The organism is Pedobacter nyackensis, assembly GCF_900176505.1.
Lineage (GTDB): Bacteria > Bacteroidota > Bacteroidia > Sphingobacteriales > Sphingobacteriaceae > Pedobacter > Pedobacter nyackensis.
This window is the reverse complement of record NZ_FWYB01000002.1, coordinates 635,447-658,476: the sequence shown is the minus strand read 5'-3', so window position 1 is coordinate 658,476 and position 23,030 is coordinate 635,447. Positions and strand designations below refer to the sequence as shown.

General features: G+C 40.1%; 25 protein-coding genes. 12 read left to right on the top strand and 13 right to left on the bottom strand.

Annotated elements, in window-relative coordinates:
• Positions 1-6: 6 nt before the first annotated feature.
• Complete coding sequence (locus B9A18_RS07050) at positions 7-1,089, bottom strand: DUF4407 domain-containing protein (RefSeq protein ID WP_084288537.1); 1,083 nt, start codon at positions 1,087-1,089, stop codon at positions 7-9.
• A 168-nt stretch (positions 1,090-1,257) separates the two neighbouring features.
• Here B9A18_RS07050 and B9A18_RS07045 point away from each other — a divergent pair, with 168 nt between their 5' ends.
• Together B9A18_RS07045 and B9A18_RS07040 are read left to right on the top strand one after the other, a co-directional pair.
• Positions 1,258-1,575 (top strand): rhodanese-like domain-containing protein, encoded by a 318-nt coding sequence (locus B9A18_RS07045; protein ID WP_084288785.1) that lies wholly within the window; start codon positions 1,258-1,260, stop codon positions 1,573-1,575.
• Between the two features lie 2 nt (positions 1,576-1,577).
• Entirely contained in the window at positions 1,578-1,769 is a 192-nt protein-coding gene (locus B9A18_RS07040) for a DUF6358 family protein (protein WP_084288536.1), read from the top strand.
• On the opposite strand, the gene B9A18_RS07035 is transcribed toward B9A18_RS07040, so the two are convergent.
• A complete protein-coding gene (locus B9A18_RS07035) occupies positions 1,753-2,829 on the bottom strand; it encodes a dipeptide epimerase (protein WP_084288535.1) in 1,077 nt (358 codons plus the stop codon). The two genes, B9A18_RS07040 and B9A18_RS07035, sit on opposite strands and share 17 nt — an antisense overlap.
• A gap of 86 nt (positions 2,830-2,915) precedes the next feature.
• Between B9A18_RS07035 and B9A18_RS07030 the strand changes: the two genes are divergently transcribed.
• Positions 2,916-3,884, top strand: coding sequence for a hypothetical protein (locus B9A18_RS07030; RefSeq protein WP_084288784.1), 969 nt, complete (start codon positions 2,916-2,918; stop codon positions 3,882-3,884).
• Here B9A18_RS07030 and B9A18_RS07025 read toward each other — a convergent pair.
• Together B9A18_RS07025 and B9A18_RS07020 are read right to left on the bottom strand one after the other, a co-directional pair.
• Complete coding sequence (locus B9A18_RS07025) at positions 3,881-4,498, bottom strand: rhomboid family intramembrane serine protease (protein ID WP_084288534.1); 618 nt, start codon at positions 4,496-4,498, stop codon at positions 3,881-3,883. The two genes, B9A18_RS07030 and B9A18_RS07025, sit on opposite strands and share 4 nt — an antisense overlap.
• Positions 4,499-4,514: 16 nt before the next feature.
• Positions 4,515-5,222, bottom strand: coding sequence for an outer membrane beta-barrel protein (locus tag B9A18_RS07020; RefSeq protein WP_084288533.1), 708 nt, complete (start codon positions 5,220-5,222; stop codon positions 4,515-4,517).
• A 67-nt stretch (positions 5,223-5,289) separates the two neighbouring features.
• Here B9A18_RS07020 and pepT point away from each other — a divergent pair, with 67 nt between their 5' ends.
• Positions 5,290-6,543, top strand: a complete 1,254-nt coding sequence (gene pepT / locus B9A18_RS07015; protein WP_084288532.1) for a peptidase T — start codon at positions 5,290-5,292, stop codon at positions 6,541-6,543.
• A 26-nt stretch (positions 6,544-6,569) separates the two neighbouring features.
• Here the strand turns inward: pepT and B9A18_RS07010 are convergent, their stop codons facing one another.
• The 4 genes from B9A18_RS07010 to B9A18_RS06995 form a co-directional block, all read right to left on the bottom strand.
• Positions 6,570-7,271 (bottom strand): class I SAM-dependent methyltransferase, encoded by a 702-nt coding sequence (locus B9A18_RS07010; RefSeq protein ID WP_084288531.1) that lies wholly within the window; start codon positions 7,269-7,271, stop codon positions 6,570-6,572.
• Between the two features lie 27 nt (positions 7,272-7,298).
• On the bottom strand, positions 7,299-8,696 hold the full coding sequence (locus tag B9A18_RS07005) for an MBL fold metallo-hydrolase RNA specificity domain-containing protein (protein ID WP_084288530.1): 1,398 nt from the start codon (positions 8,694-8,696) through the stop codon (positions 7,299-7,301).
• A 9-nt stretch (positions 8,697-8,705) separates the two neighbouring features.
• Positions 8,706-8,912 (bottom strand): YtxH domain-containing protein, encoded by a 207-nt coding sequence (locus tag B9A18_RS07000; protein ID WP_084288529.1) that lies wholly within the window; start codon positions 8,910-8,912, stop codon positions 8,706-8,708.
• 156 nt (positions 8,913-9,068) lie between these two features.
• Positions 9,069-9,488: a hypothetical protein gene (locus B9A18_RS06995; RefSeq protein ID WP_084288527.1), complete on the bottom strand. Its 420-nt coding sequence runs from the start codon at positions 9,486-9,488 to the stop codon at positions 9,069-9,071.
• A gap of 587 nt (positions 9,489-10,075) precedes the next feature.
• Here B9A18_RS06995 and rplM point away from each other — a divergent pair.
• From rplM to B9A18_RS06955, 8 genes are all read left to right on the top strand, one after another.
• Positions 10,076-10,519: a 50S ribosomal protein L13 gene (rplM, locus tag B9A18_RS06990; RefSeq protein WP_084288525.1), complete on the top strand. Its 444-nt coding sequence runs from the start codon at positions 10,076-10,078 to the stop codon at positions 10,517-10,519.
• Between the two features lie 11 nt (positions 10,520-10,530).
• Positions 10,531-10,917, top strand: a complete 387-nt coding sequence (rpsI, locus tag B9A18_RS06985) for a 30S ribosomal protein S9 (protein WP_084288523.1) — start codon at positions 10,531-10,533, stop codon at positions 10,915-10,917.
• An 18-nt stretch (positions 10,918-10,935) separates the two neighbouring features.
• Complete coding sequence (rpsB, locus tag B9A18_RS06980; RefSeq protein WP_084288521.1) at positions 10,936-11,760, top strand: 30S ribosomal protein S2; 825 nt, start codon at positions 10,936-10,938, stop codon at positions 11,758-11,760.
• A 96-nt stretch (positions 11,761-11,856) separates the two neighbouring features.
• Complete coding sequence (tsf, locus tag B9A18_RS06975) at positions 11,857-12,696, top strand: translation elongation factor Ts (protein WP_084288519.1); 840 nt, start codon at positions 11,857-11,859, stop codon at positions 12,694-12,696.
• Between the two features lie 85 nt (positions 12,697-12,781).
• The gene (gene nagA, locus B9A18_RS06970; protein ID WP_084288517.1) at positions 12,782-13,888 is read left to right on the top strand and encodes an N-acetylglucosamine-6-phosphate deacetylase; all 1,107 of its coding nucleotides are present in this window, start codon (positions 12,782-12,784) and stop codon (positions 13,886-13,888) included.
• A gap of 38 nt (positions 13,889-13,926) precedes the next feature.
• On the top strand, positions 13,927-14,634 hold the full coding sequence (gene pyrH / locus B9A18_RS06965; RefSeq protein ID WP_084288515.1) for a UMP kinase: 708 nt from the start codon (positions 13,927-13,929) through the stop codon (positions 14,632-14,634).
• A 40-nt stretch (positions 14,635-14,674) separates the two neighbouring features.
• A complete protein-coding gene (frr, locus tag B9A18_RS06960; RefSeq protein WP_084288513.1) occupies positions 14,675-15,238 on the top strand; it encodes a ribosome recycling factor in 564 nt (187 codons plus the stop codon).
• 109 nt (positions 15,239-15,347) lie between these two features.
• On the top strand, positions 15,348-17,099 hold the full coding sequence (locus B9A18_RS06955; protein ID WP_084288511.1) for an ABC transporter ATP-binding protein: 1,752 nt from the start codon (positions 15,348-15,350) through the stop codon (positions 17,097-17,099).
• On the opposite strand, the gene B9A18_RS06950 is transcribed toward B9A18_RS06955, so the two are convergent.
• The 5 genes from B9A18_RS06950 to pnuC all read right to left on the bottom strand — a co-directional run bounded on the left by B9A18_RS06950 (position 17,096) and on the right by pnuC (position 22,977).
• Entirely contained in the window at positions 17,096-18,370 is a 1,275-nt protein-coding gene (locus B9A18_RS06950; RefSeq protein ID WP_084288509.1) for an MFS transporter, read from the bottom strand. The genes B9A18_RS06955 and B9A18_RS06950 overlap by 4 nt on opposite strands.
• A gap of 68 nt (positions 18,371-18,438) precedes the next feature.
• On the bottom strand, positions 18,439-19,071 hold the full coding sequence (locus B9A18_RS06945) for a thiamine phosphate synthase (RefSeq protein WP_084288507.1): 633 nt from the start codon (positions 19,069-19,071) through the stop codon (positions 18,439-18,441).
• A gap of 21 nt (positions 19,072-19,092) precedes the next feature.
• Entirely contained in the window at positions 19,093-21,537 is a 2,445-nt protein-coding gene (locus B9A18_RS06940; protein ID WP_200816329.1) for a TonB-dependent receptor, read from the bottom strand.
• A 260-nt stretch (positions 21,538-21,797) separates the two neighbouring features.
• Positions 21,798-22,328, bottom strand: coding sequence for an AAA family ATPase (locus B9A18_RS06935; RefSeq protein WP_084288504.1), 531 nt, complete (start codon positions 22,326-22,328; stop codon positions 21,798-21,800).
• Positions 22,312-22,977: a nicotinamide riboside transporter PnuC gene (gene pnuC, locus B9A18_RS06930; RefSeq protein WP_235005254.1), complete on the bottom strand. Its 666-nt coding sequence runs from the start codon at positions 22,975-22,977 to the stop codon at positions 22,312-22,314. Before pnuC ends, B9A18_RS06935 begins: the two co-directional genes overlap by 17 nt.
• Positions 22,978-23,030: the final 53 nt, after the last annotated feature.

Sequence of the window (23,030 nt, the reverse complement as noted above, 5' to 3'; positions counted from 1 at the left end):
TGTTATTTATTCGTAAAGTTGGTTTTTTCTTTTTTCAATTTCTGTGGATACCCGTGTATCGTGCACCCCATCTATGGCAGCTATTTCAAAATCTTTGTCCTTGTCGGATTCATACTCCTGGGCTATCTCAATATTTTCTACTGAATTGTCGTACGGCCCTCTACTGCTCATCAATTTTACGAAAACAGGCAGACATTCAAAAAAAATAAACAATAATCCTATAAATGTTACAGCAAGATAGGTACTCGTGTCTCTCGATCCATCCCGGTTAAAACTAAGCTGGCCGAGCGCCCAGTTTCGGTCTGCAAAGCCAGCGATATTGGCAAGACTATCCAATTGCTTCCCTGTATATAGTTTTTCGGTCATCAGGCCATCAAATTGCTTTCGACTATCGATAAACTTTTCAAGCGTACGAACATCAGCTGTTAAGGTATCCAGGTTCTGTTCCCTTTGTTTCAATTCTGCTTCTTTTCTTTTGGCGTAGGGCCCATAGCCCATTACTCCCGAAGTTTCGGTGGTTTTATTTCCGAATATTTCAAAGTTCAGCTTCTGTCGGTCGGTTTTTATGGCGCTGGCCATCGAATCTCTTTGTGCTTTGGCATCGTTTAGTTTGCCCATTTCTATGGCATATTTGTTTTCGAAGGCTGCGTTCAGGGTATCGATATTTGAGCGCTGATTGTTTAGGTAGCTGACTTTTAAACGTTCTTTGATCTCTTTGTCGAATATTTTAAGCTCCAGCGGGCGGGAAATTACAATCCCGATCATGATGGCCAATAAGATCCGTGGAGTAGCCTGCAGGATTTGCTTGTTCGTAGAAGCGCTTTTATTGATGCTGGATACGATATATCTATCCATATTAAAAATGGCCAGGCCCCAGATGATGCCAAAAAACAGGGCGAAGAACACAGCTCCCTCAGCTCCCTTAAAAACAAAATACATGGCATAACCACCTGATAGGGCTGCAAATAGTCCGGTAAAGAATATGGTGGCACCGATACCTATGTACTTGTTCTGTTCTGTTGAGTGCTTCTCTAACGTTGAGATGTGCACACCTGAACAAAACCAGAAGAAACGGGATATAGCATTCATGATGTAGTCAATTTAGTAAAGAGTTGACTATTAAACGCTCGGGATATTAAGTTGTTACAGAATTTTGTGTTTTATGGAGACTATAATTGCCACATTTTTGTATCATTTATTGCTAGATTCTCAGGATGACGACCGATTTAATTATCTTTGAAAAAATCGAAAAACATGATAAAAGAAATAACCGTTCAGGAACTTAAAGAAAAGCTCGACAACAATGAAGATTTTCAATTGATCGATGTAAGAGAAACATTTGAATATGAAACTTCAAATCTTAATGGACTGAATATTCCTTTGGGAGGTATTTTAATCGAAGCGGATCAGATTTCTCAGGATAAACCGGTAATCATTCATTGCAGAAGCGGTAAAAGAAGTGCTGTTGCGGTAATGCAATTGGAGCAACAATTAGGCTTGACTAATTTATTTAATTTAAAAGGCGGTATTCTTGCATGGCAAGAGGCTTTTGATTCAAATATGCCTGTTTACTAAGTATGGGAAAGAAGATCGCATTAAATGTTTTTTACAACCTGGGTATCATTCTTTCTATTTTTGGAATGATATGGGGTTATAACAACAAAACTTATATAGCAATAATCCTATTTGTGGTTACGGCTGCATTTTTTCTTTATTTAAAGCTGCAGCTGGTAAAGGAAATGCGTAATTCGCTTAAAAACCGGAAGTAAATAACGAAGGTTTTATTCCTTCAAGTCCTAGGCCTGGCAGCTGATTTAGCTGGTATTTGCCGTCTGTCATTTGTGGCGCGGTAAAAGGATTGTTTTTGGTAAGCCATGGGCCGTCCAGGTCGGCCCAGTCGCACAATGGTGCTAAAGCCATTCCAGCTTGTGTGGCGCAGGAAGTTTCACTCATGCAGCCAATCAGCACTTTCATGCCTAAAGCTCTTGCCTTAAGGATCATTTGATGTGCTTCATACATTCCGCCGCTTTTCATCAGCTTAATATTGATGCCGTGATAGGCGCCTTTTAAGCCGTCTAAATCTGCTAAGCGTTGAACGGCTTCGTCGGCTATGATAGGGATGGGGCTACGGCCTGTAAGCCATGCGTTGCCCTCTAAATCGGCTTTGTCCATCGGTTGCTCTACCAATTGTACCCCTTGGTCGTGTAACCAATAAATCATTTCAATGGCCTGCTTTCTGCTTGTCCAGCCTTGATTAGCATCTACATACAGGGGTAAATCACTAGCACTCCTTATGGTGTTGATCAGTTCCTTGTCATTATCCCTTCCCAGTTTAACTTTTAAAACCTTAAATCCTTTTGCATCAGCTACCTTTTCCCTGATTACCTCAGAACTGTCAATGCCAATCGTGTATGATGTAAGCGGCATTTTTAAAGGGTCTGCGCCATAGATCTCATAACAAGGTTTGTTTAGTAGTTTTCCATTGATGTCATTCAGCGCAATATCGATGGCAGCTTTTATAGCAGGATGACCTTTCTCGATGCTATCCAGATACGCCTTGATCTCCTCAAAATTAAATGGATGAACAAATCGCTGCCAGTCTACCTTCTTTAAAAAGGCAACCGCTGTTTCTATGCTTTCGCCCATATAAGGTACCATCGAAGCCTCGCCATAGCCGCAAATGCTTTCAACGCTCTCAACGCTCTCAATGCTCCCTGTGTTTTCCTGGGTTAGTCTGATGAGCATCACGGGAGTGCTGGTACGTGTGAACTTAGCGATAGAAAATGGGTGCTTTAGCTCGAGGTTATAGGCAGTATAAGCAATCTTCATGGGAGAAAGGCTTTTGGTAATTTAAAAGTTATAAAAGTTGTAGCAAAAGCGAATGTAAAAATAATATGCCTAATATTGTGCCCAGTATGAATAGCACGATATACCAACCCTTTAAAAACTTCGATTTCAAGTACAAAAACTGCTTTTTAAGTGGAGATACATTTGAGTCGCCGATTGAAGAAATTAATATATTACCATCATGGTTACTTGAGGTGGCAAACTTTAGTGGCGAAGAGCAGATTAAGCTGCTTGATGAGAGTGTTAGATCATACAATGCCTTAAAAGTGCCATGCAGTACAGAAGTGAAAACTCGTTTTATTGAGCCTTTAGAGGATAAAATAGCTGCGGCTTTTGCCAAAGGCTATGCAGGAGTGTCTGAACTGGATGAGGCTGATCTTTTTAAATGGATTGGCAAGTTTATGTACAGCCTGATTTATATTGAAATGAATGCTGCGGTGCGTTTGCAGCAGCTAAGTGCTGATGGCGTTAACATGTCGCAAGGCCTGATGCATAAGTTTGGTAACCTGAATACGATGGTCCAAAGCATTTACCGTGAGGTGGTGTTTGAGGATTTTACACCATGGTCAATTGTTGTAGTTCCATTGGAAGACAAGGAAACTCCTTTTAGTTTCAGAGATGAGATCAACACCCTTACTTTTTCCTTAAAACTTAAAGATTTTGGAATTGTAGCCTGTTTGCAGGATAATGGTACCAACAAAAAATATCACCAGGAACTGCTTGATCAGATTGGTCATACTCCTTTGTCGGCACCACAGTTTGAAGAACTTTGTGCCAGGTTCTTTTATTCGGCTTACTTGTTTAACCGACTGCCTGAATATGCTATTATGCCTGTAGAGGGCGCTGTGTATATTGATGCAATGCCATTAAAGGGGACGTTAAATAAGTCTTTGTTCGACCATTGGCAGCATAAAACTTATGCTCAGGTATTGCAGGATTTCTGGAAGCCATGGGGACATACATTGTTCGAGATCATTAAAGATCCGACTAACCCAATCAGCTATTTTACACCTCCATCACTGCCCGAAACCCATTAGCCAATTTTGGTAAGTAATTGGCCCAGGAAATGAGGAATTGCTCCCGGAACAATGATTACAGTAATGATCAAGCCACTTAGTGCGCCGAAAAAGTGAGCGTCGTGGTTGATGTTGTCTCTGGATTGTTTAGAAGCGTATACGCAGTAAATAAGGTAAAGTGGACCGAAGATGATTGCCCAGATAGGAATAGGTATCGGGAATATCATCATGGAAGAAAAAGGCTGGAATAAAATATAGCTAAACAACACGGCGCTAATTGCTCCGGATGCGCCTAAGCTATTATACCACATGTCGTTCTTGTGTTTAATTACGGACGGGATATCACTTAATAGCAAGCCTAAAATATAAATCACTCCAAATTGCCATGAGCCAATCATTGCTTCGAGCTGAAAAGCGAAGAAATAAAAGGTCATCATGTTAAATATCAAGTGCATCCAGTCGGCATGAATTAATCCGCTGGTAATTAGTGTGTACAGTTTGTGTTTTCTTGAAACGCTATATGGATGTAGCATAAATTTGCCATATAGGTCATTGTTGCTAAAAGCGTAAATGCTGGTTACAATGGTTAATAAAAAGATAATTGAGGCAACAGGGGTATGATTTAAGTATTCCATTATGATTGATTTCCGATTAATATAGTGTTTTTGTGGACAGTCCGACTTGTCCGAAATGATATTTTAGCCCAATTGAGAAGTAAGTATAGATGTCGGGATTCCCGGTTTTAAACCTAATTGATGAGTCGTCGTATCCATCTAATCCTTCGCCAAGTGTAATATTGGTTTGGTAATTAAAGTTAAGACCGTATCGGTAATATCCCGATTGATTCATAAAGTTGAAGGTGATGCCGAGGTTTAAAGGAACCAAAAGATCTTTAGAACTATCCTTTCCCGGAAATTCGGTGCCCATTGGGTTATCGAAACTTTCTCTTGCCACAAAGCGCATTTTGTTCATTACGATTCCTGCACCTGCGCCGGCATATAAACCTTTGATGGCATTGGTAAAACCGCTGCGTTTGTAGTCAATTAAGCCGCCCAGATAAAGCTTGCCATTAAGGGTGAAGGTTTTGTAGCTATTGATAAATTGACGGCCGTAAGGGTCGCTGTTGATATCGCCTCCATTGATTTCGCCTACCTGACCTTCTGCCCCTAAACTAATAAAGGGGGTAAAGTGGTAATCAAGAGTTCCGTAACCAGATAAGCCAAAATCATGTTTAGCTACGTCGGTAAATGATTGCGTTATTCCTACTCCACCACCCACCACCATTTTATAAAAATTGGATTGGGCATTGACATTTAAACAAAGTAAGAACGATAGTAACGATGTTAAAATTGATTTCAAGTTATCTTAAATTTAAGTATGTAGGCAAAACTATAATCTTTATATAACTTTGTGGTTTTATAAGATTATGCTAAAATATATAAATAAAAACAAATCCCTTCAAAACAGGTTCACAAAATATGTGCAGATCGATACGCAGTCGGATCCGCAATCACCTACCATTCCTTCAACTGAAAAGCAAAAAAACTTAGGAAAGGTCTTGGTTGAGGAGTTGCTTGAAATGGGCGTAGCTGATGCACATTTGGATGAGTATGGTTACGTTTATGCAACTATTCCTTCTAATTCTGATAAGCAGGTTCCTGTAATTTGTTTCTGCTCACACATGGATACGTCTCCTGATTGCAGCGGTTACAATGTAAAGCCGATTATTCACGAAAATTATCAGGGGCAGGATTTGGTACTGCCAGATGATAATTCTGTGGTATTAAAAATGAAAGAGCATGCTGATCTGAAAGACCAGATTGGTAATGATATCATCACGGCAAGTGGTACCACATTGCTAGGAGCGGATAACAAAGCCGGTCTTGCTGAGATTATGGAAGCTGCTGCTTTTTTAGTACAGAATCCTGAATTTAAGCATGGTACTATTAAGATCTTGTTTACTCCTGACGAAGAAATCGGTCGTGGCGTTGATAAGGTGGATATCGAGAAGTTGGGCGCTGATTTTGGTTATACGGTTGATGGTGAAACATTGGGTTCTATTGAAGATGAGACGTTCTCTGCTGATGGAGCGGTATTGACTATTAAAGGTGTAAGCGCACATCCGGGCTTTGCTAAGGGCAAAATGGAAAGTGCGATTAAAATCTTGTCAGATGTGATCAGTTCATTGCCTGCTGATTGTCTTTCTCCTGAATCAACAGAATTGAAAGAAGGGTTTATTCATCCTGTTACCATTAGTGGTAATGTAGAGCAGGCTGAAGCTCGCTTTATCCTTCGTGCGTTTAATGATGAGGAGTTGACAGCGAATGGTGAGTTATTGGACGCTACGGTACAGAATATTATCGAGGATTTCCCTAATTCAACTTATGAATTGAGGATTACGGAACAATATCGCAATATGAAACAGGTGTTAGATAAACACCCTCAGATTATTGAGTTTGGTATTGAAGCTATAAAACGCGCCGGAATTACGCCTAAGCAACAAAGCATCAGAGGTGGTACCGATGGCTCAAGATTGTCGTTTATGGGCTTGCCTTGTCCTAATATTTTTGCGGGAGAGCATGCTTTCCATGGTAAACAGGAATGGGCTTCTGTACAGGATATGGAGAAAGCGGTTGAGACGATTGTTAATATTGCTGCGATCTGGGAAGAACGCGCATAAATGCTTCTTTTTAAGACTAACGCGTGCTAATTAACGCGCGTTAGTCTTGCTAAATATTGGTCCGAATCATCTTCGAAAATAACCTCTGCATTCCAGCCAGTGGCTTTTGCAATATCAATTAGCGTCTTCTGGTCTACATAGATCCATTTGAACCAGTTTCCTTTTACGCTTTTGTACTCATATCTAAAACTCACTTCGCCAAAATAACCATGCTCAGGGAACGGTATTTCCAGGTATAGGTAAGAAAGGTCTGAGCTGTCGAAAACTAACTGCCCATCCTTATTGATTAAGTCTTTTGCTTGTTTCAAAAAGGCTTTCAATCCTGGGATTGATCCGGTAAGACCGATACCGTTCATCATAAATAACAGGGTGTCGTATTTTTTATTACCTTTTGGTACATTGTATTTGAGAATATTCCCTTCGATCGCTTGTTTTAGGCCACGTTGCTTCATGATGGTTACCGCGGCTGCGGATATGTCCATGCCGGTGATATCAAATCCTCTTTTTTGTAATACTAAGGCGTGGCTACCTACGCCTGCACCTACATCCAGCACCTTGCCTTTGCAAAGGTCAAGGGCTTTTAGCTCCAGTTCAGGCATTTCTTTTTCGTCCCTAAAGTAAATGTCGACAGGCATTTCCTCTGGTTCATCATAGGAATTGTGCACCCATAGGGTTTCTGCCGGTGGTTTTATAAACTGGTCTTTTAAAGCTTCTCCGAAAACATCCATGCGGCAAAGATAGAAAAAGAGAAGCTTCTACAGTTCAAATTCCTGGTGATATTCGGGGATAGCTACATTTTTAAAACCAGCGTTGCATACCTTTACAGCGAAGTTTTGCTGTACATCGTAATCACCGTGTACTAAAAATACTTGTTTCACTTTTGTGGGGTCCTGGACGGATAGGAATTGTAAAAGATCCTCATAGTCACCATGTGCACTCATTGATTTAATTGACCTGATTTCGGCTATAACATCGAAATTTTGTCTGAAAAACCATACTTGTTTTTGTCCCGCCATTAAACGGCCTGCTAATGAGCCCGGACTGGCATATCCTACCATTAGAATGGTATTCCTTTGATCGCCGATGTTATTTTTGATGTGATGTCTGACCCTTCCGCCCTCAGCCATTCCTGATGATGAAATGATTACGCAAGGCTGCGGGTCATTGTTTAACGCTTTGGATTCTTCAACACTTTCAATAAACCTGAGCCCTTTAAAGTTAAAGATATCATGATCTACTTTTTGTATTTCTTTTACGCCGTAGTTATAAACCTCAGGATGGTTTTTTAATACTTGTGTCGCTTCCAGCGAAAGGGGACTGTCTACGTAATAAGGGATATTCGGTAGCTCTCCTTTTAACTCCAGGGAGTTTAGTGCGTAAAGTAGTTCCTGGGTGCGTCCAACGCTAAATGCGGGAATGATTACTTTGCCTTTTTTGTCTACGCAGGTGTGCCTGATGACCTCGGCAAGCATGCTTTCGGTTGGGGCAAGTTCGGTGTGTAGGGAATCTCCATAGGTGGATTCCATGATGATGTAATCTGCCTGAGGGAATTTTTGAGGGCTTTTAAGTAGCAGGTCGCCATATCTACCTACGTCTCCACTAAAGGTGATTCGGGTTTCTTTACCATTTTCGTTGATTTGTAAATGGACTGCAGAGCTGCCTACAATATGGCCGGCATCGGTAAATTCGACGGCAATATCGGGACTTATATTAAAAATATGATCGTAAGGATAGGTTTTAAACAGGCTAAGGGCTTTTTCAACGTCTTTATCCGTGTAAAGTGGGACTTCGGGTTCGTCAGCTGGTCTGATTTTTCTGTTTGCATATTCGGCATCCTGCATCTGTATTTTTGCCGAATCCAATAGCAGGATTTCGGCTAGGTCTCTGGTTGCAGGGGTGCAAAAAATAGGGCCTCTAAAACCTTCAGCTACCAAACGGGGCAGCAGTCCGCAATGGTCTATATGGGCGTGCGACAAAATGAAGTAATTCACGTTTATCGGCTTAAATCCAAATGACTCGTTTAAACTTTCGGTAATGTCACCCATTCCCTGGAACATGCCGCAGTCTAACAAAATCTGCGTGCCATTATTTAGTGTGATTAGGTGTTTACTACCTGTTACAGCGCGTGCTGCCCCATGAAAAGCTATCTTCATTTAATAAAATTACGCTCTTACTTTAGCTATTGTCTCTTTAACCTGATCAGTCATATCTGCCAGTTTATCTTTGGAGGCGTCTAATAGGTCGCAAAACCAGTCCGTCATTTTATCTTTTACTTCGCCGCCTTTATCTGTAGATAATATTAATGCAACAGCTGCACCTAAGGCAGCTCCTGCTAATACGCCTGCAATTATTTTAGTTTCTTTCTTCATGGTAATGTATTGTTAAGTGATGAAATTAAGATCAGGTGTTTGAGCCCCGATACATTAGCTAATGTTGAATTAACAAAAAAAGGGCCGAAATAGTTTCGGCCCTTTTCTTTATTGTTTAAATGATGTACCTCCATTAAAGTAGAGGTGGGGATTCTGTTACTTTACGTTTGGACCTTCAAAGAAGACAACTGTATTGTTGAAATTATATGCTAGCTGCATGTTTATAGTTCCATTGCTCTGGAAAGTGAATATCATTGGGCCCGGATTAGAAGATGCATACATGTTTGTCGCGCTTGAAAATAGAAAGCTAGAAAAGGTGATTGCAGCAAAAGCAGGATAAGATTCGCCACTTACAGGTTCAATGGCTACTTCATTGGTGCCTTTGCGTGTGATTTTAATTTTAACATTTTGGTATTCTACTGTATTAGGCGAAGTGCCTAATGTTAACTTTCCCTGATAGGTTTGTGAAACTGCAGCTGATTTGTCGGTGTTTTCTGGCTCGTCTTTGTCTTTACTACAAGAGGTGATGATTACTGAGAATAATAATAAAATAGGGATGATAATTGCTTTTTTCATGATGATTGATTTGGTTAAAAAATTATTAATCCTCCCATCAGAAAAAACTGTGCCAAAGCGACTTATTCTAGATAACTGTTGAATAGAAATTACTTTTTTTAACGTGTAGTTATAGTTTTAGTAGTTTAAATTTAGTTTTGTGGGGTTGCTGATTTCTTAAAATGATTGGTCGTGTAGTTTTCTGTACAAAGGTACACTGGCTGTAAAAAGAAACAGGGACAGTCTTTCGACTCGTCCCTGCTATAAAGATGGTTGATCCACCACAGATCAACCTAAACCAAACAAACTGCAACTATAACGGAGAATGTTGTTGAAAAGTTTGGGGCTAATTCGTAATTGTAATTTCATGACAGTTTGCTGACATGCCAGGCTTAAGATTAACGGGGCATGGATAATTCCCTTCTCTTCAATAACGTCCGGATTTGAGTGCGTTTTAGAGATAAGCGAAGAGCATGATTTTTTATAATTGATTTCTGCTTAAATAAATATATGTTCAACTGTTTGGTAATTAAATATTTCTATCTATCTTTGCAGTCCCTAAAATCTTAGGGGAATAAATAATTGTTAAACAAATTAAATACAAGCAAGTGAATACGTTAAGTTACAAAACTGTCTCTGCCAATGCAAAAACTGTTAACAAACAGTGGGTTGTTGTGGATGCTGAAGGCGAGATTTTGGGGCGCTTGTCATCGAAGATCGCTATGATCATCCGTGGTAAAAACAAGCCTGAGTACACCCCACACGTAGACTGCGGTGATAACGTTATCGTTATTAATGCAGACAAGATCAAGTTGACCGGAAATAAAATGAACGACAAAGTTTATACTTCCTACACTGGTTATCCAGGTGGTCAGCGTTTCATTTCTCCAAAAGAGTTAATGGCGAAACATCCTAAGCGTGTTGTGGAAAAGGCAATAAAAGGTATGTTACCTAAAACAAAATTAGGTGCAAAATTGTACACAAATCTTTTTGTTTATGCAGGTGCTGAGCATCCGCATGCAGCTCAATCACCAACAACCATTAAACTTTAATTAAGGAAGAAATGTCAGTTACAAACACTTCAGGAAGAAGAAAGACTGCAGTTGCTCGTATCTATTTAAAAGAAGGCAACGGCACAATTACCGTAAACGGTAAAGATCACAAAGAATATTTCCCAACATTGCCTTTACAATACATCGTTAACCAATCGTTCACAGTTTCTGAACTAGTTGGTCAGTATGATGTAACTGTAAATGTAGCCGGTGGTGGCGTTAAAGGTCAGGCAGAAGCTGTTCGTTTAGCTATTGCTAAAGCTATTGTTGAATTAGATGCTGAGAAAAAACCAGCATTACGCGCTAAAGGGTTAATGACCCGTGATATGCGTATGGTTGAGCGTAAGAAACCAGGACGCAAGAAAGCACGTAAGAAATTCCAATTCAGTAAACGTTAATCTTAAGGAGACAAAACAATGGCAAGAACTACATATCAAGACTTACTGGATGCAGGTGTACACTTTGGTCACCTTACCCGTAAATGGAACCCAAAAATGGCCCCATACATTTTCATGGAGCGCAATGGTATCCACATTATAGATTTAAATAAAACTTTAACTAAAACTGAAGAAGCTGCTTCAGCAATCAAACAGATCGTTAAATCTGGTCGTAAGATTCTTTTCGTAGCTACTAAGAAACAAGCTAAAGAAATCGTTGCTGATCAAGCAAAAAAAGTAAACATGCCTTACGTAACTGAGCGTTGGTTAGGTGGTATGTTAACTAACTTTGCTACTGTTCGCAAGTCAATCAAGAAGATGGTTACCATCGATAAGATGACTAAAGACGGAACTTACTCGATCCTTTCTAAGAAAGAGCGTTTAATGATCCAACGTGAGCGTATCAAATTAGAAAGCTTATTAGGTGGTATTGCGGACTTAAACCGTTTACCTGCTGCTATCTTTTTAATTGACGTTAAAAAAGAACATATCGCTGTTAGCGAAGCGTTGAAATTAAACATTCCAACTTTTGCAATGGTTGATACCAACTCTGATCCTTCTAACATCGATTTCCCAATCCCAGCGAATGATGATGCTACTAAATCTATCTCTTTAATTACTGATGTTATCATCAAAGCAATTGAAGAAGGTTTAGATGAGCGCAAACGCGAAAAAGACGAGGAAACTGAAAAAGAAGCTGTAGCTGCTAAAGCTGCTGCTGATGCTCCGGAAGCTGCTGCGCCTGGTGCAAGAAGAAAAAAAGTTGAAGCTGATACTGAAGAAGGTACAAGCGAAGAAGCTTAAATAATATAATTGGGTTGTGTATGGTGCGTTGCAGGTTTACTACAACACGTCGTGCACAACCCTTGTTTTTTGATAATAAACTTAAAAAGAAATAAAATGTCTACAGTACAAATTTCTGCAGCTGATGTAAACAAATTGCGCCAACAAACTGGTGCTGGTATGATGGACTGCAAAAAAGCGTTAATCGAAGCTAATGGTGATTTCGAAGCTGCGGTTGATTATTTACGTAAAAAAGGTGCTAAAGTAGCTGCTTCTCGTCAGGATCGTGATTCTAACGAAGGTGTAGTTATCGCTAAAGCTACTACTGATGGTACACGTGGTGTTGTAGTTGAATTAAACTGCGAAACTGATTTCGTGGCTAAAAATGCTGATTTCGTTGCTTTGGCTAACAAATTCACTGATTTAGCTATCGAGAATAACCCTGCTACTTTAGAAGAACTTTTAGCTCTTGAAATTGACGGACAAAAAGTTTCTGATATCATCATTGAAAACACTGGTAAAATCGGTGAGAAAATTGGTATCTCTAAATTTGAATCTGTTACAGGTGAAAAAGTTATTCCTTACATCCACGGTAACTACCGTTTAGGTGTATTGGTTGCTTTAAACCAGGCAGGTGCTGGTGTTGAAGAAGCTGGTAAAGATGTAGCTATGCAAATTGCTGCTATGAGCCCGGTTGCTTTAGATAAAGGTGATGTTGACGCTACTACTATCGAGCGTGAAACTGAAATCGCTAAAGATCAAATCCGCGCTGAAGGTAAACCAGAAGAAATGGTTGAGAAAATTGCTGCTGGTAAATTGAATAAATTCTATAAAGACAACACTTTATTGAACCAGGAGTTTGTTAAAGATTCATCTAAAGATGTACGTAAATTCTTAAATGATGTTTCTAAAGATTTAACTGTTGTTGCGTTTAAACGTATCCAATTAGGAGCTTAATACTTAGTTAATTTTTTTAGAAGAGCCTTCTGTTTTCAGGAGGCTCTTTTTTTTGCCTTATATTTGGGTTCTACAATACACGAATATGATCGCAATAACCAATTGTAAGCTCTTTAAAGACGGTGCGCTGTTGACAGATCAATCTGTTCTCATCGCAAACGGAAAGATCCAAAGGATCTCCAATGAAGAAATTCCGACAGAATATCAACGGATTGATGCAAATGGGGATTTCGTTAGTCCTTCCTTTATTGAACTTCAGATTTATGGCAGTGGTGGCCCGCTTTTCTCCGCCTATCCAACGGCTGATACATTGAAGCAGATGGATGACGATCTGATGAGCAAAGGGACTACAGGCTTTTTAGCTTGTGTAGCGACCAATAGCATGGAAATCATTTACCAATGTCTGGATGCTGCAAAAGCATACATGCCACATGCCAAAGGTTTTTTGGGGTTGCATCTGGAGGGGCCTTATCTTAATTCTAAGCGTAGAGGCGCGCACATCGAAGCTTATATCCATAAGGCAGAACTTGATGAAGTAAAGCGTTTGCTCGACTATGCCGATGGTACTGTGAAAATGATGACACTGGCGGCCGAACTTCAGGATGATGCAGTGATCAATTATTTATTAGATCATCATGTGCTTTTATCTTTAGGGCATAGTGATGCTAATTTTGAGCAGGCTACGGCGGCGTATAACAAAGGCTTTAAGACAACCACACATTTGTTCAACGCCATGCCTTCGATTCATCACAGGGCTCCTAATTTGCCTGTGGCGCTGTTTAATCATCCTACCGCTATGGCTAGTATCATCGCTGATGGAAATCATGTTGATTTTGAAATGGTGAAGATGAGTTATAGCCTAATAAAGGAACGTCTGTTTCTAATTACTGATGCAGTAACGGAATGCAATATCGGCCCATATCAGCACGAACTTTCGGGGGATAAATTTGTAACAGCAGATGGAACGCTATCCGGATCTAACATCACCCTGTTACAAGCCGTACAGAATTGTGTGGAGCATTGTCAGATACCTTTACATGAGGCTTTAAATATGGCTTCAGCTCAGCCTGCGAAGCTTCTGGGTATCGATGATCATGTAGGTGCTTTGCGTGTTGGTAATCGTGCTAATTTGCTGTTATTAAGCCCGGAACTTGAGCTTAAGAAAGTTTTTGTGGAGGGTTTACACATTTGATCCCTTATTAATTAAAACAATTAGTTATTTTTGAAGCCATGAAATATAAACGGATCCTATTAAAATTAAGTGGCGAGTCGCTGATGGGCGAAAAGCAATATGGTATTGATAATGAGGTGGTAAGGCAATATGCCGAAGACATTAAGGCAGTACACGCTCAAGGTCTTGAAATAGCAATCGTTATTGGTGGTGGGAATATTTTTAGAGGATTAAGTGCTGAAAAGTCTGGTATGGACCGTGCACAGGCTGACTACATGGGAATGTTGGCTACTGTAATTAACAGTATGGCTTTGCAAGATGCTTTAGAAAAGGTAGGGCTGAAAACACGTTTACTTACTGCTATTAAAATGGAGCAGATCTGTGAGCCTTTCATTCGCAGAAGAGCTGTACGTCACCTTGAAAAGGGCCGGGTAGTGATTTTTGGAGCCGGAACAGGTAACCCTTATTTTACTACAGATTCGGCAGCAGCATTGCGTGCCATTGAAATAAAAGCTGATGTGGTATTAAAAGGTACACGTGTAGACGGAATTTATACTGCTGACCCTGAAAAGGATCCTACAGCAACTAAATATTCTGAGATTTCTTTTAAAGAAGTTTACGCTAAAGGATTGAATGTAATGGATATGACTGCCTTTACGCTTTGCGAAGAAAATGAATTGCCGATTATCGTTTTCGATATGAATAAAACAGGCAATTTCATGAAAATTGCAAACGGTGACGGGATCGGTACATTGGTTAAGAACTGATTCTAATAAATTTTATATTTTTGGTTAAATTTTACAAAACATGAATGACCTCATAAAGAAACAATTACAAGATGCCCAGGCGAACATGGACAAGGCGATTGACCATTGTGAAGCTGAATTGACTAAAATTCGTGCAGGAAAAGCTTCTGCAGGGATGTTAGACGGCATATTTGTAGATTATTATGGTAGTGCTACCGGCTTATCTCAGGTAGCAAGTATCAATACACCAGATGCACGTACTTTGCTTGTTCAGCCTTGGGAAAAGAATATGTTAGTTCCAATTGAACGCGCTATTATGGAAGCTAACATCGGAATCAATCCTCAGAATGATGGTGTGGTAATCCGTTTGGTTGTTCCTCCATTGACAGAAGAACGCAGAAAGGAACTCGTTAAAAAGGTTAAAGAGGAAACAGAACGTGGTAAAATTACCATTCGTAACATCCGTAAAGATGCCAACGAAAAGATTAAAAAATTAAAAGGTGAAAGTGTTTCTGATGATGAAATCAAAACAGGTGAGGCTGAAGTTCAGAAAATAACAGATGCTTATATCATTAAGGTTGATAAACACTCAGAAGCTAAAGAGAAAGATATCATGACCGTTTAAAGACGGATTATAATCTACTTGTAAATTAAAGGGAATGGAGCTAATGCTTCATTCCCTTTCTTTATTTTTGACAGCTATTTTCGTTTTTCTCCATCCAAACATATAACGCATGAAGATTCTATACAGCTATTTAAAAAATTATAAGAGCCTGATTTTTCTAGCCCTCTTTCTGGCTGCAGTTAACCAGATATTCTCTTTCCTTGATCCGTATGTTTTTCGCCTGATCATTGATAAATACGTAACCAATTATAAAAGCTACTCTACGGAGGAGTTTATAAAAGGAGCAGGGGTACTTATTTTATTGGCTATGGGTGCTGCCATGGTGTCGCGTATTGCGAAAAACTTTCAGGATTATTATGTGAACGTGATTACACAGCGATTAGGGGCACAGATTTATTCTGATGGGCTTGCGCATTCGCTAGAATTGCCTTATCAGGTGTTTGAGGATCAGCGTAGTGGCGAAACGCTTGGAATATTGCAAAAGGTTAGGGTAGATACGGAGAAGTTGGTTCAAGCCTTCATTAACGTGTTATTTACCAGTATTATTGGGATTATATTTGTTACGGTTTACGCCATATCAGTATATTGGGTGATCGCCGTAGTTTATTTTTCTGCTATTCCCTTGCTAGGTTTTTTAAGTTCCTTTCTAAGTAAAAGGATTAAAAAGGTACAAAAGAATATTGTGGCAGAAACTACTTCCCTGGCGGGATCAACTACCGAATCTTTACGTAATATCGAGCTTGTAAAAAGTTTAGGTCTGGCCAAACAGGAGATCAACAGGTTAAATTCTACGACCACTAAAATATTAGGACTGGAGCTTAAAAAGGTTAAATACATCAGGAGTTTGAGCTTTATACAGGGAACATTTGTAAACCTGTTGCGTAATGGTTTGTTGTTTTTGATGATGTACCTGATTTTCGCCGGACGGATTACCGTGGGCGAGTTCTTCTCGTTGTTTATTTATTCGTTCTTCATTTTCGGTCCTTTGCAGGAGCTGGGTAACATTATAAATATTTACAGGGAGACAGAAGTGTCATTGAATAATTTCGAGCGCATCATGTCTATTCCAAAAGATAAAAAACCTGATAATCCAGCTACCTTAACTAAAATTACCGAGCTGGAATTTGAAAATGTTGGATTTAAGCATCAGTCGGCCAACACAAATGCGCTGAACAGTATCAATTTCAAAACGGGGATAGGGGAAACTGTAGCCTTTGTTGGTCCATCAGGATCTGGGAAAACTACGCTTGTTAAGTTATTGGTTGGGTTGTACGGTCCAAAATCGGGAGAGATTAAGTACAATGGCATTCCTGGTCAGCATATAGACCTTGACGTATTGAGAGAGAAGATCGGCTTTGTAACTCAGGATACACAATTGTTCTCCGGAACCATACGTGAGAATCTGCGTTTTGTGAGACCGGAGGCTACTGATGAGGAATGTTTAAGAGTATTGCAACAGGCGGCTTGCCAGAATTTGCTGGCTAGAGCTGATAAGGGATTGGATACGATGATTGGTGAAGGTGGTGTAAAAGTATCGGGTGGTGAGAAGCAACGCTTGTCGATAGCCCGAGCACTATTGCGTAAACCGGATATCCTGGTCTTTGACGAAGCCACCTCTTCATTGGATTCATTGACGGAAGAAGAGATTACAGCTACGATCCGTGAGGTATCTGATATAGACAACCACATTACCATTTTAATCGCACACAGGCTCTCTACGATTAAGCATGCGGATAGGATCTATGTGCTTGAAAAAGGCAATGTAATAGAACAGGGAACACATAACGAATTAGTCGCACTCAATGGCTTATACTATGCCATGTGGAGACAACAGATCGGTGAGCGTTTGACCACCGTTTAAACTTTTTGTTCGTTAATTTCTTCGAGGCCTAATTTGATTAGGCCTTTTGTTTTTAAATAGGTGATCCCTGCAATAGCAATGGTCATGCTACCGCCAAATACTACGGCTGGTACGGTACGCATCAACTTTGCGGTTAAGCCGGATTCGAATGCGCCAATTTCATTGGAAGAACCAATGAACATACTGTTTACTGCCGATACTCGGCCCCGCATTTCGTCGGGTGTAAGGAGTTGCATAATCGTAGAGCGGATGATTACACTTACGCTATCAAATGCACCTTCCATGAACAGGAACATCAGGGTAAGATAGAAGTTTTTAGACAAGCCATAGCAGATGATGCTTGTGCCAAATCCGGTAACTGCAATAAGCAGGTTGCGCCATGGCCTGTTCATAGGTGAAAATCGGGTCATAACCAGCATCGTGACTACTGCACCCATTGATGCTGCCGCACGCATATATCCAAGGCCTTCTGAGCCAACTTTAAGAATGTCTTCAGCAAATACCGGTAAGAGAGATACTGCACCTCCAAAAAACACGGAAAATAGGTCTAGGCTCATTGCCCATAGCATCATTTTGTTTTTAAATACGAATTGCACGCCTTCAGTAAGACTTTTTACAATGCTCTCTTTAGGTATATAACTTGGTAAGTGGGGTTTTAAAAAGAAGATACAAGCCAGTGCAATCGCTATAAATGTAATGATGACGAAATAAGTTATAGTAATTCCGTAGAATGCATAAATCAGACCGCCGGTAAGCGGACCAAGAATGGAGGCTAGTTGCCAGCTTGAGCTATTCCAGGTGCTTGAATTGGGGTATAGTTTTTTTGGAACTATCGACGCCATGATCGAGAAGGATGCCGGACTAAAAAAACCTCGGGCAATACCAATCCCAAATATCATGCAATACATAGTGGGTACGATATAGCTGGTTGGGATATATGCATGCATTTGCTTTGTGGTTACTGCCATCATAATTAATGAGCATAAAAATACCCCGGTAAATATTTTCAGCAGCAAGCCTCTTTTTTCAGTTTTATCGGCCACATAACCGCCGTATAAAGCGATGCAAATGGCAGGGATGGCCTCACATAGGCCAATTAAGCCAAGGGCAAGCGGGTCTTTGGTAAGGTGATAGATATGGAAGCCTATAATTACGGCCTGCATTTGATAAGCGAAGGTAAAGAAGAAACGCATCCCGAGGTATGATCGGAATTCTCTGTAACGCAGGGCCGCGAAAGGGTCAGGTTTCTCTATAGGTTTTGGGTCTTCCAACAGAAAAGTTTTTTAAACAAATGTATGCCATCGCCTTGCAATAACATACATTTATTTAAAAAAGTATTTTACATGATTTTGTCGTAAAATGAGAGGTAGGCAGTTCTCATATCGTCAGCCTGATTTATGGCTGCCGATGCTGCTATTCCGAAAATCCCGGTATTCATCAAGGGGTCTATATCACTAACGGTAACCCCGCCAACAGCGAGTACAGGTAGGTCGATATTTAGGCTTTTCAATTCTTTCATGGCATTTTGATAGCCCTTAACCCCTAATAAAGGAGCGTTATTGGGTTTGGTTATTGTGGTATAAAAAGGGCCAAAACCTGCGTAATCGGCACCTTCATTGGCTAGCCTGATTAAACCTTCTAATGTTGTGGCCGACCCGCCAATGGTTACCGCTTCGCCCAATTGCTCGCGAAGTTTTATAAAGTTAGCATCAAAATCTTCTATATGGAAGCCTTGTATATCGGCTTTGCCGTTTAAATGTACATGATCCGTAACGATCAGGGTAGCACCCCAATCGTCACAGATTTCTGCAATGGCATTGATATCTATCAAAAGCTCATCGTCATTTTTAGTGAAGCAACGGTATTGTATCCATTTTGCTCCAGCCGAGCAGGCAATTTGCGCCTGTTCAATATGGCTGTGTTGGTGGATATCGTGCGTAATAAAATGTAGTTTTTCGATGAACTTTTTCATGGTATTGGTATTCCTTATGTTTTAAAATTTCAAATTTAACGAAAGTAGGAAATTAGTTCCGGCCTGAGGGAAGTAAAAGTTTTCGGTAACAGTTGCCCATGGGTAAATTGAACTATAGGTATAACCGTTGCTTTCGTATTTTTTGTTGAATATGTTGTTGGCTAATAAGCCGATATTGATATTTTTAATGCCTTTTAAGCTAAAATCATAACCTACTCTGGCATTATTTACCCAATAAGCATCTAGCTTGCGGCTATCATTTTGCGTATTGTCCATAAATTGTTTGCTGACATACTTGCTTTGGAAGGCTACAGCAAGGCCGGATAGCGGCTTGTATACCAGTTCGCCGAAAAGGACTGTGTTTGGCGAGAAAGCGATATCAGGATTGGCATAAGTTGTTGCCTGGACGTTGATCAGATCAAAATTGGCATCATATTCAGAAACGTAATCAATATAGTTTTTGATCTTGTTTCTGCTCAATGCAGCATTAGCGTTTACCGCAAATTTAGAACTGATAATATAAGAGCCATCCAATTCAAGACCGATGCGTGAGCTTTTATCTACATTCTGACGGTAAGGGTCGCCGCCATCATTAACCTCTCCGGTAAAAATCAACTGATCTTTATAGAACATACCATACACATTAATACCAACATTGAAATCGGTATTTTTAATGCGGTACCCAGCTTCAACATTGTTAAGGTTTTCTGGTTTAGGTACTGGTAAACCTATTTTTAGATTGGTAAAGTCATCGCGGTTTGGTTCTTTATTCGCCACGCTAAATGACGCATATAAATTACTCTGTTCGTTTAAGAAGTAAGTAGCACCAAATTTAGGATTGAAGAAATTGTAGTCGTTATGGAAATCTAATGGATTACGGTTTTTGTCTAATCCAGTGATGTCGTATTTTACATTTCTATATTGTAAATCGGCAAATAAGCTCAGTTGGCTTATCGGACTGTAGTTTACTTTAGCATAGGTATTGAAATCGTCTTTATTCCCCTTGCCATCATAATAATGATAATCGTTTGTTGCAGTTGAGGCATACTGAGCCCAGATTACCTGGCCAAAATGCTTGCCTCTGTATTGATTGTATGCACCGCCAAGGGTGAAGTTTAAATCAGACTGAGGATTATAGTTGAAGGCATAAGTCACTCCGTAAAAGTCGTTGTCTAACCAACGGCGACGAACAAGGTCTGTCCTGCTTACATCTATCCCACCTGCATTTGCATTAGGCAAGCCATATTTAGAAAATTTCTGGCTGTTTTTGTATTCTTCATAATAGCCTTTACCCTCGGTATAATGGAGGGCTCCATTAAATGAAAACTGTTCGTTGAACTGTTTTGCATACAATGCCTGGTAATGATTTTGGGCGTAATTGTCGTTTTGATCCTTGTAGGTAAACTGGTTGTATTTCCTGTTATCAGAATTAAATAAATTATCACGGTCGGCGTCTGTGTAATATAAATAATCTTTATTGTTGTCGTAATGGGTTTGCAGACCGGCTAAATCGCCTCTTAGTTTTGCCTCCGGAACACCGCTCCAGGCCTGGTAGGTTTTTTCCGTACCGCCAAATATGTTTATCCTTAACAAATCTGTTTTTCCATGGTAAGCACCAGATAGGAAGAATGATTTCAGGTCGGAAGCACCACGGTCTACGAAACCATCAGATTTGATGCGCGACAAGCGACCGTCAAAGCTCCATTTGTTGTCAATTAATCCTGTACCAACTTTAACCGTATTTTTTAAGGTGTTAAATGAACCAAAAGTGTTGTTTAATTCTGCATAGGCATTTTCCGAAGGAGCTGCTGTCTGGATGTTTAAACTTCCGCCGAAGGCACCGGCACCATTCGTTGAGGTGCCTACACCACGTTGGATCTGGATGTTATCTACAGAAGAAGCAAAGTCGGGCATGTTTACCCAAAAGATGCCCTGACTTTCACTGTCGTTATAGGGAATACCATTGATGGTTACATTTACCCTGCTGGCATCGCTACCTCTGACTCTTATTCCGGTATAACCTACCCCTGCACCTGCATCAGAAGTTACCACCACGCCAGGTGTATTGTTTAAAATAAAAGGCAAATCCTGACCAAAGTTGTTTTCCTGAATTTCGGCTTTGCTCATGTTTTTGTAAGTCGTAGCTGATTTCTCGTTGGCTCTGGTTGCATTTACAATTACCTCGTCGGCCAAAAATGCAGTTGGTATTAAAATGAAATCTACGATTGTGTTTGTCTCAAGTTTTATGGTTTTCTCAATGGTTTGATAACCAATAAAGCTTGCGGTAATAGTATAGTTTCCTGCTTTAAGGTTGTTAAACTGGTATTTTCCCTCTGCATCTGTAGTAATTCCTGTGTTCTTATTTTTAAGCCTTACAGAAGTTCCCGGTAATGTTTTGTTTGATTTCTCGGACGTAGTTCCCGAAATACTGAATTGTGCTGTAGCCAGAACCGGCAACAACAGCATTGCCACTATAGCAATAAATAATGTTCTCAATTTTTAATTTTTTAGTTAAACCGCTGCAAGTAAGGGGCACTTACAGCCCAGTTAAACTCCATAACTCCAATCCCTCCGCCGGCATTATCCGGATCAGGTGCATATATCTGCGTACAGATATAATGGGTATGCTCTCAGCCTGTTTTTGTGTTTTTGCAAAACAAGGCACCCCCTTTTGATAAAGCAAAGGTACCTGCTTATTTTGTTAATAACAAGAAAGGGAATTTTGTTTAAGTACGGCGAAGGAATTCGTCAACGACTGTAACGGCATTACTTAGCCTGTTTTCCTGACCGCTAATAATGGTATAGTTTGCATTTAGCGCCTTTAATTCATTGTGCCAGACCTGCATAAAATGCTCCCGTTTATGAGGGAAGTCGCGCAGTGGATCTTCCTGCCATGGCAGGTCAATATCCATTAATAGGTACAGGTCATAATTATAATTCGGTAAGGCATTTAGCACAATTTCCGGCGTTTCGCTAAATACCTCATCACTCCATATTTTTACAGTAAGGAAGGTGGTGTCGCAAAAGATAAAATCCTTTTTAGCAATGCTTAGGATGGATTCTTCAAGAGCCAGTTGTCCGTGAAACATATTTATTTCGTCCTGTAAATCACAAGGTGTGGTTAAGGCTGCGCAATAATAGCGGGCATATTCAGGTACCCATAGGGTCTCATAATGTGATGCCAGTTGTTGTGTTATGGTCGATTTGCCAGTGCTCTCAGGCCCGACAATAGCTATTTTTTTAATTTGTTTGTCCACGATAAGCCCTCCTCCATTCTAAATATCCCACCGATGCAATATAAACATATAGAGCGTACATAAACGCAGTTGCGTATAAGTCTTTATAAATATACACCCCAACGTAGATGATGTCTACAAAAATCCAGATCAACCAGTTTTGTATGATTTTTCTGGCCAGAAAGATTTGAGCGACCAAACTACAGGCTGTACAAAAGCTATCTATATAAGGCAATGAGGCGTCAGTATTTGTATAAAGAAAGTGCCCGAGCAGGAATGTAAAAGTAATGATGGCTACAATTGAAAGCAGGGCTTCTTTTTGTGTGAGGTTGACGATAGGCCTTGAAGCCTCCGGATTATTCCTGTGTTTACTCCAATAGTACCATCCGTAAATGTTCATCCCGAAGAAATAAACCTGCAGTCCCATGTCTGCATAAAGTTTTGATTCGAAGAAAATGAATATATAGATCACTACGCTGATGAGGGCGATGGGCCAACTGTAAATATTATTCTTGGCTGCAAGCCATACGCATAGTATGCCTGTAAATACACCAAACCATTCTAAGGCGCTGGTTTGAATAAAAAATTGAGTGAAACTGTCTTTGAGTAATTCAATCATCGCCCCAAAAGTACTAAACGGATTTGCATTAAAAAATCCATGGATGCTCATACTGAAATTAAACGCGGTATGCCATAGATACAGAAGTACAAATTAAACCGTTA

Coding starts and splice junctions, on each gene's coding strand:
- B9A18_RS07050 (WP_084288537.1), bottom strand. CDS start 1,089: ATGAATGCTATATCCCGTTTCTTCTGGTTTTGTTCAGGTGTGCACATC.
- B9A18_RS07040 (WP_084288536.1), top strand. CDS start 1,578: ATGGGAAAGAAGATCGCATTAAATGTTTTTTACAACCTGGGTATCATT.
- B9A18_RS07035 (WP_084288535.1), bottom strand. CDS start 2,829: ATGAAGATTGCTTATACTGCCTATAACCTCGAGCTAAAGCACCCATTT.
- B9A18_RS07030 (WP_084288784.1), top strand. CDS start 2,916: ATGAATAGCACGATATACCAACCCTTTAAAAACTTCGATTTCAAGTAC.
- B9A18_RS07025 (WP_084288534.1), bottom strand. CDS start 4,498: ATGGAATACTTAAATCATACCCCTGTTGCCTCAATTATCTTTTTATTA.
- pepT (WP_084288532.1), top strand. CDS start 5,290: ATGCTAAAATATATAAATAAAAACAAATCCCTTCAAAACAGGTTCACA.
- B9A18_RS07010 (WP_084288531.1), bottom strand. CDS start 7,271: ATGGATGTTTTCGGAGAAGCTTTAAAAGACCAGTTTATAAAACCACCG.
- B9A18_RS07005 (WP_084288530.1), bottom strand. CDS start 8,696: ATGAAGATAGCTTTTCATGGGGCAGCACGCGCTGTAACAGGTAGTAAA.
- B9A18_RS07000 (WP_084288529.1), bottom strand. CDS start 8,912: ATGAAGAAAGAAACTAAAATAATTGCAGGCGTATTAGCAGGAGCTGCC.
- B9A18_RS06995 (WP_084288527.1), bottom strand. CDS start 9,488: ATGAAAAAAGCAATTATCATCCCTATTTTATTATTATTCTCAGTAATC.
- rpsI (WP_084288523.1), top strand. CDS start 10,531: ATGTCAGTTACAAACACTTCAGGAAGAAGAAAGACTGCAGTTGCTCGT.
- rpsB (WP_084288521.1), top strand. CDS start 10,936: ATGGCAAGAACTACATATCAAGACTTACTGGATGCAGGTGTACACTTT.
- tsf (WP_084288519.1), top strand. CDS start 11,857: ATGTCTACAGTACAAATTTCTGCAGCTGATGTAAACAAATTGCGCCAA.
- nagA (WP_084288517.1), top strand. CDS start 12,782: ATGATCGCAATAACCAATTGTAAGCTCTTTAAAGACGGTGCGCTGTTG.
- pyrH (WP_084288515.1), top strand. CDS start 13,927: ATGAAATATAAACGGATCCTATTAAAATTAAGTGGCGAGTCGCTGATG.
- frr (WP_084288513.1), top strand. CDS start 14,675: ATGAATGACCTCATAAAGAAACAATTACAAGATGCCCAGGCGAACATG.
- B9A18_RS06955 (WP_084288511.1), top strand. CDS start 15,348: ATGAAGATTCTATACAGCTATTTAAAAAATTATAAGAGCCTGATTTTT.
- B9A18_RS06945 (WP_084288507.1), bottom strand. CDS start 19,071: ATGAAAAAGTTCATCGAAAAACTACATTTTATTACGCACGATATCCAC.
- B9A18_RS06940 (WP_200816329.1), bottom strand. CDS start 21,537: ATGCTGTTGTTGCCGGTTCTGGCTACAGCACAATTCAGTATTTCGGGA.
- pnuC (WP_235005254.1), bottom strand. CDS start 22,977: ATGAGCATCCATGGATTTTTTAATGCAAATCCGTTTAGTACTTTTGGG.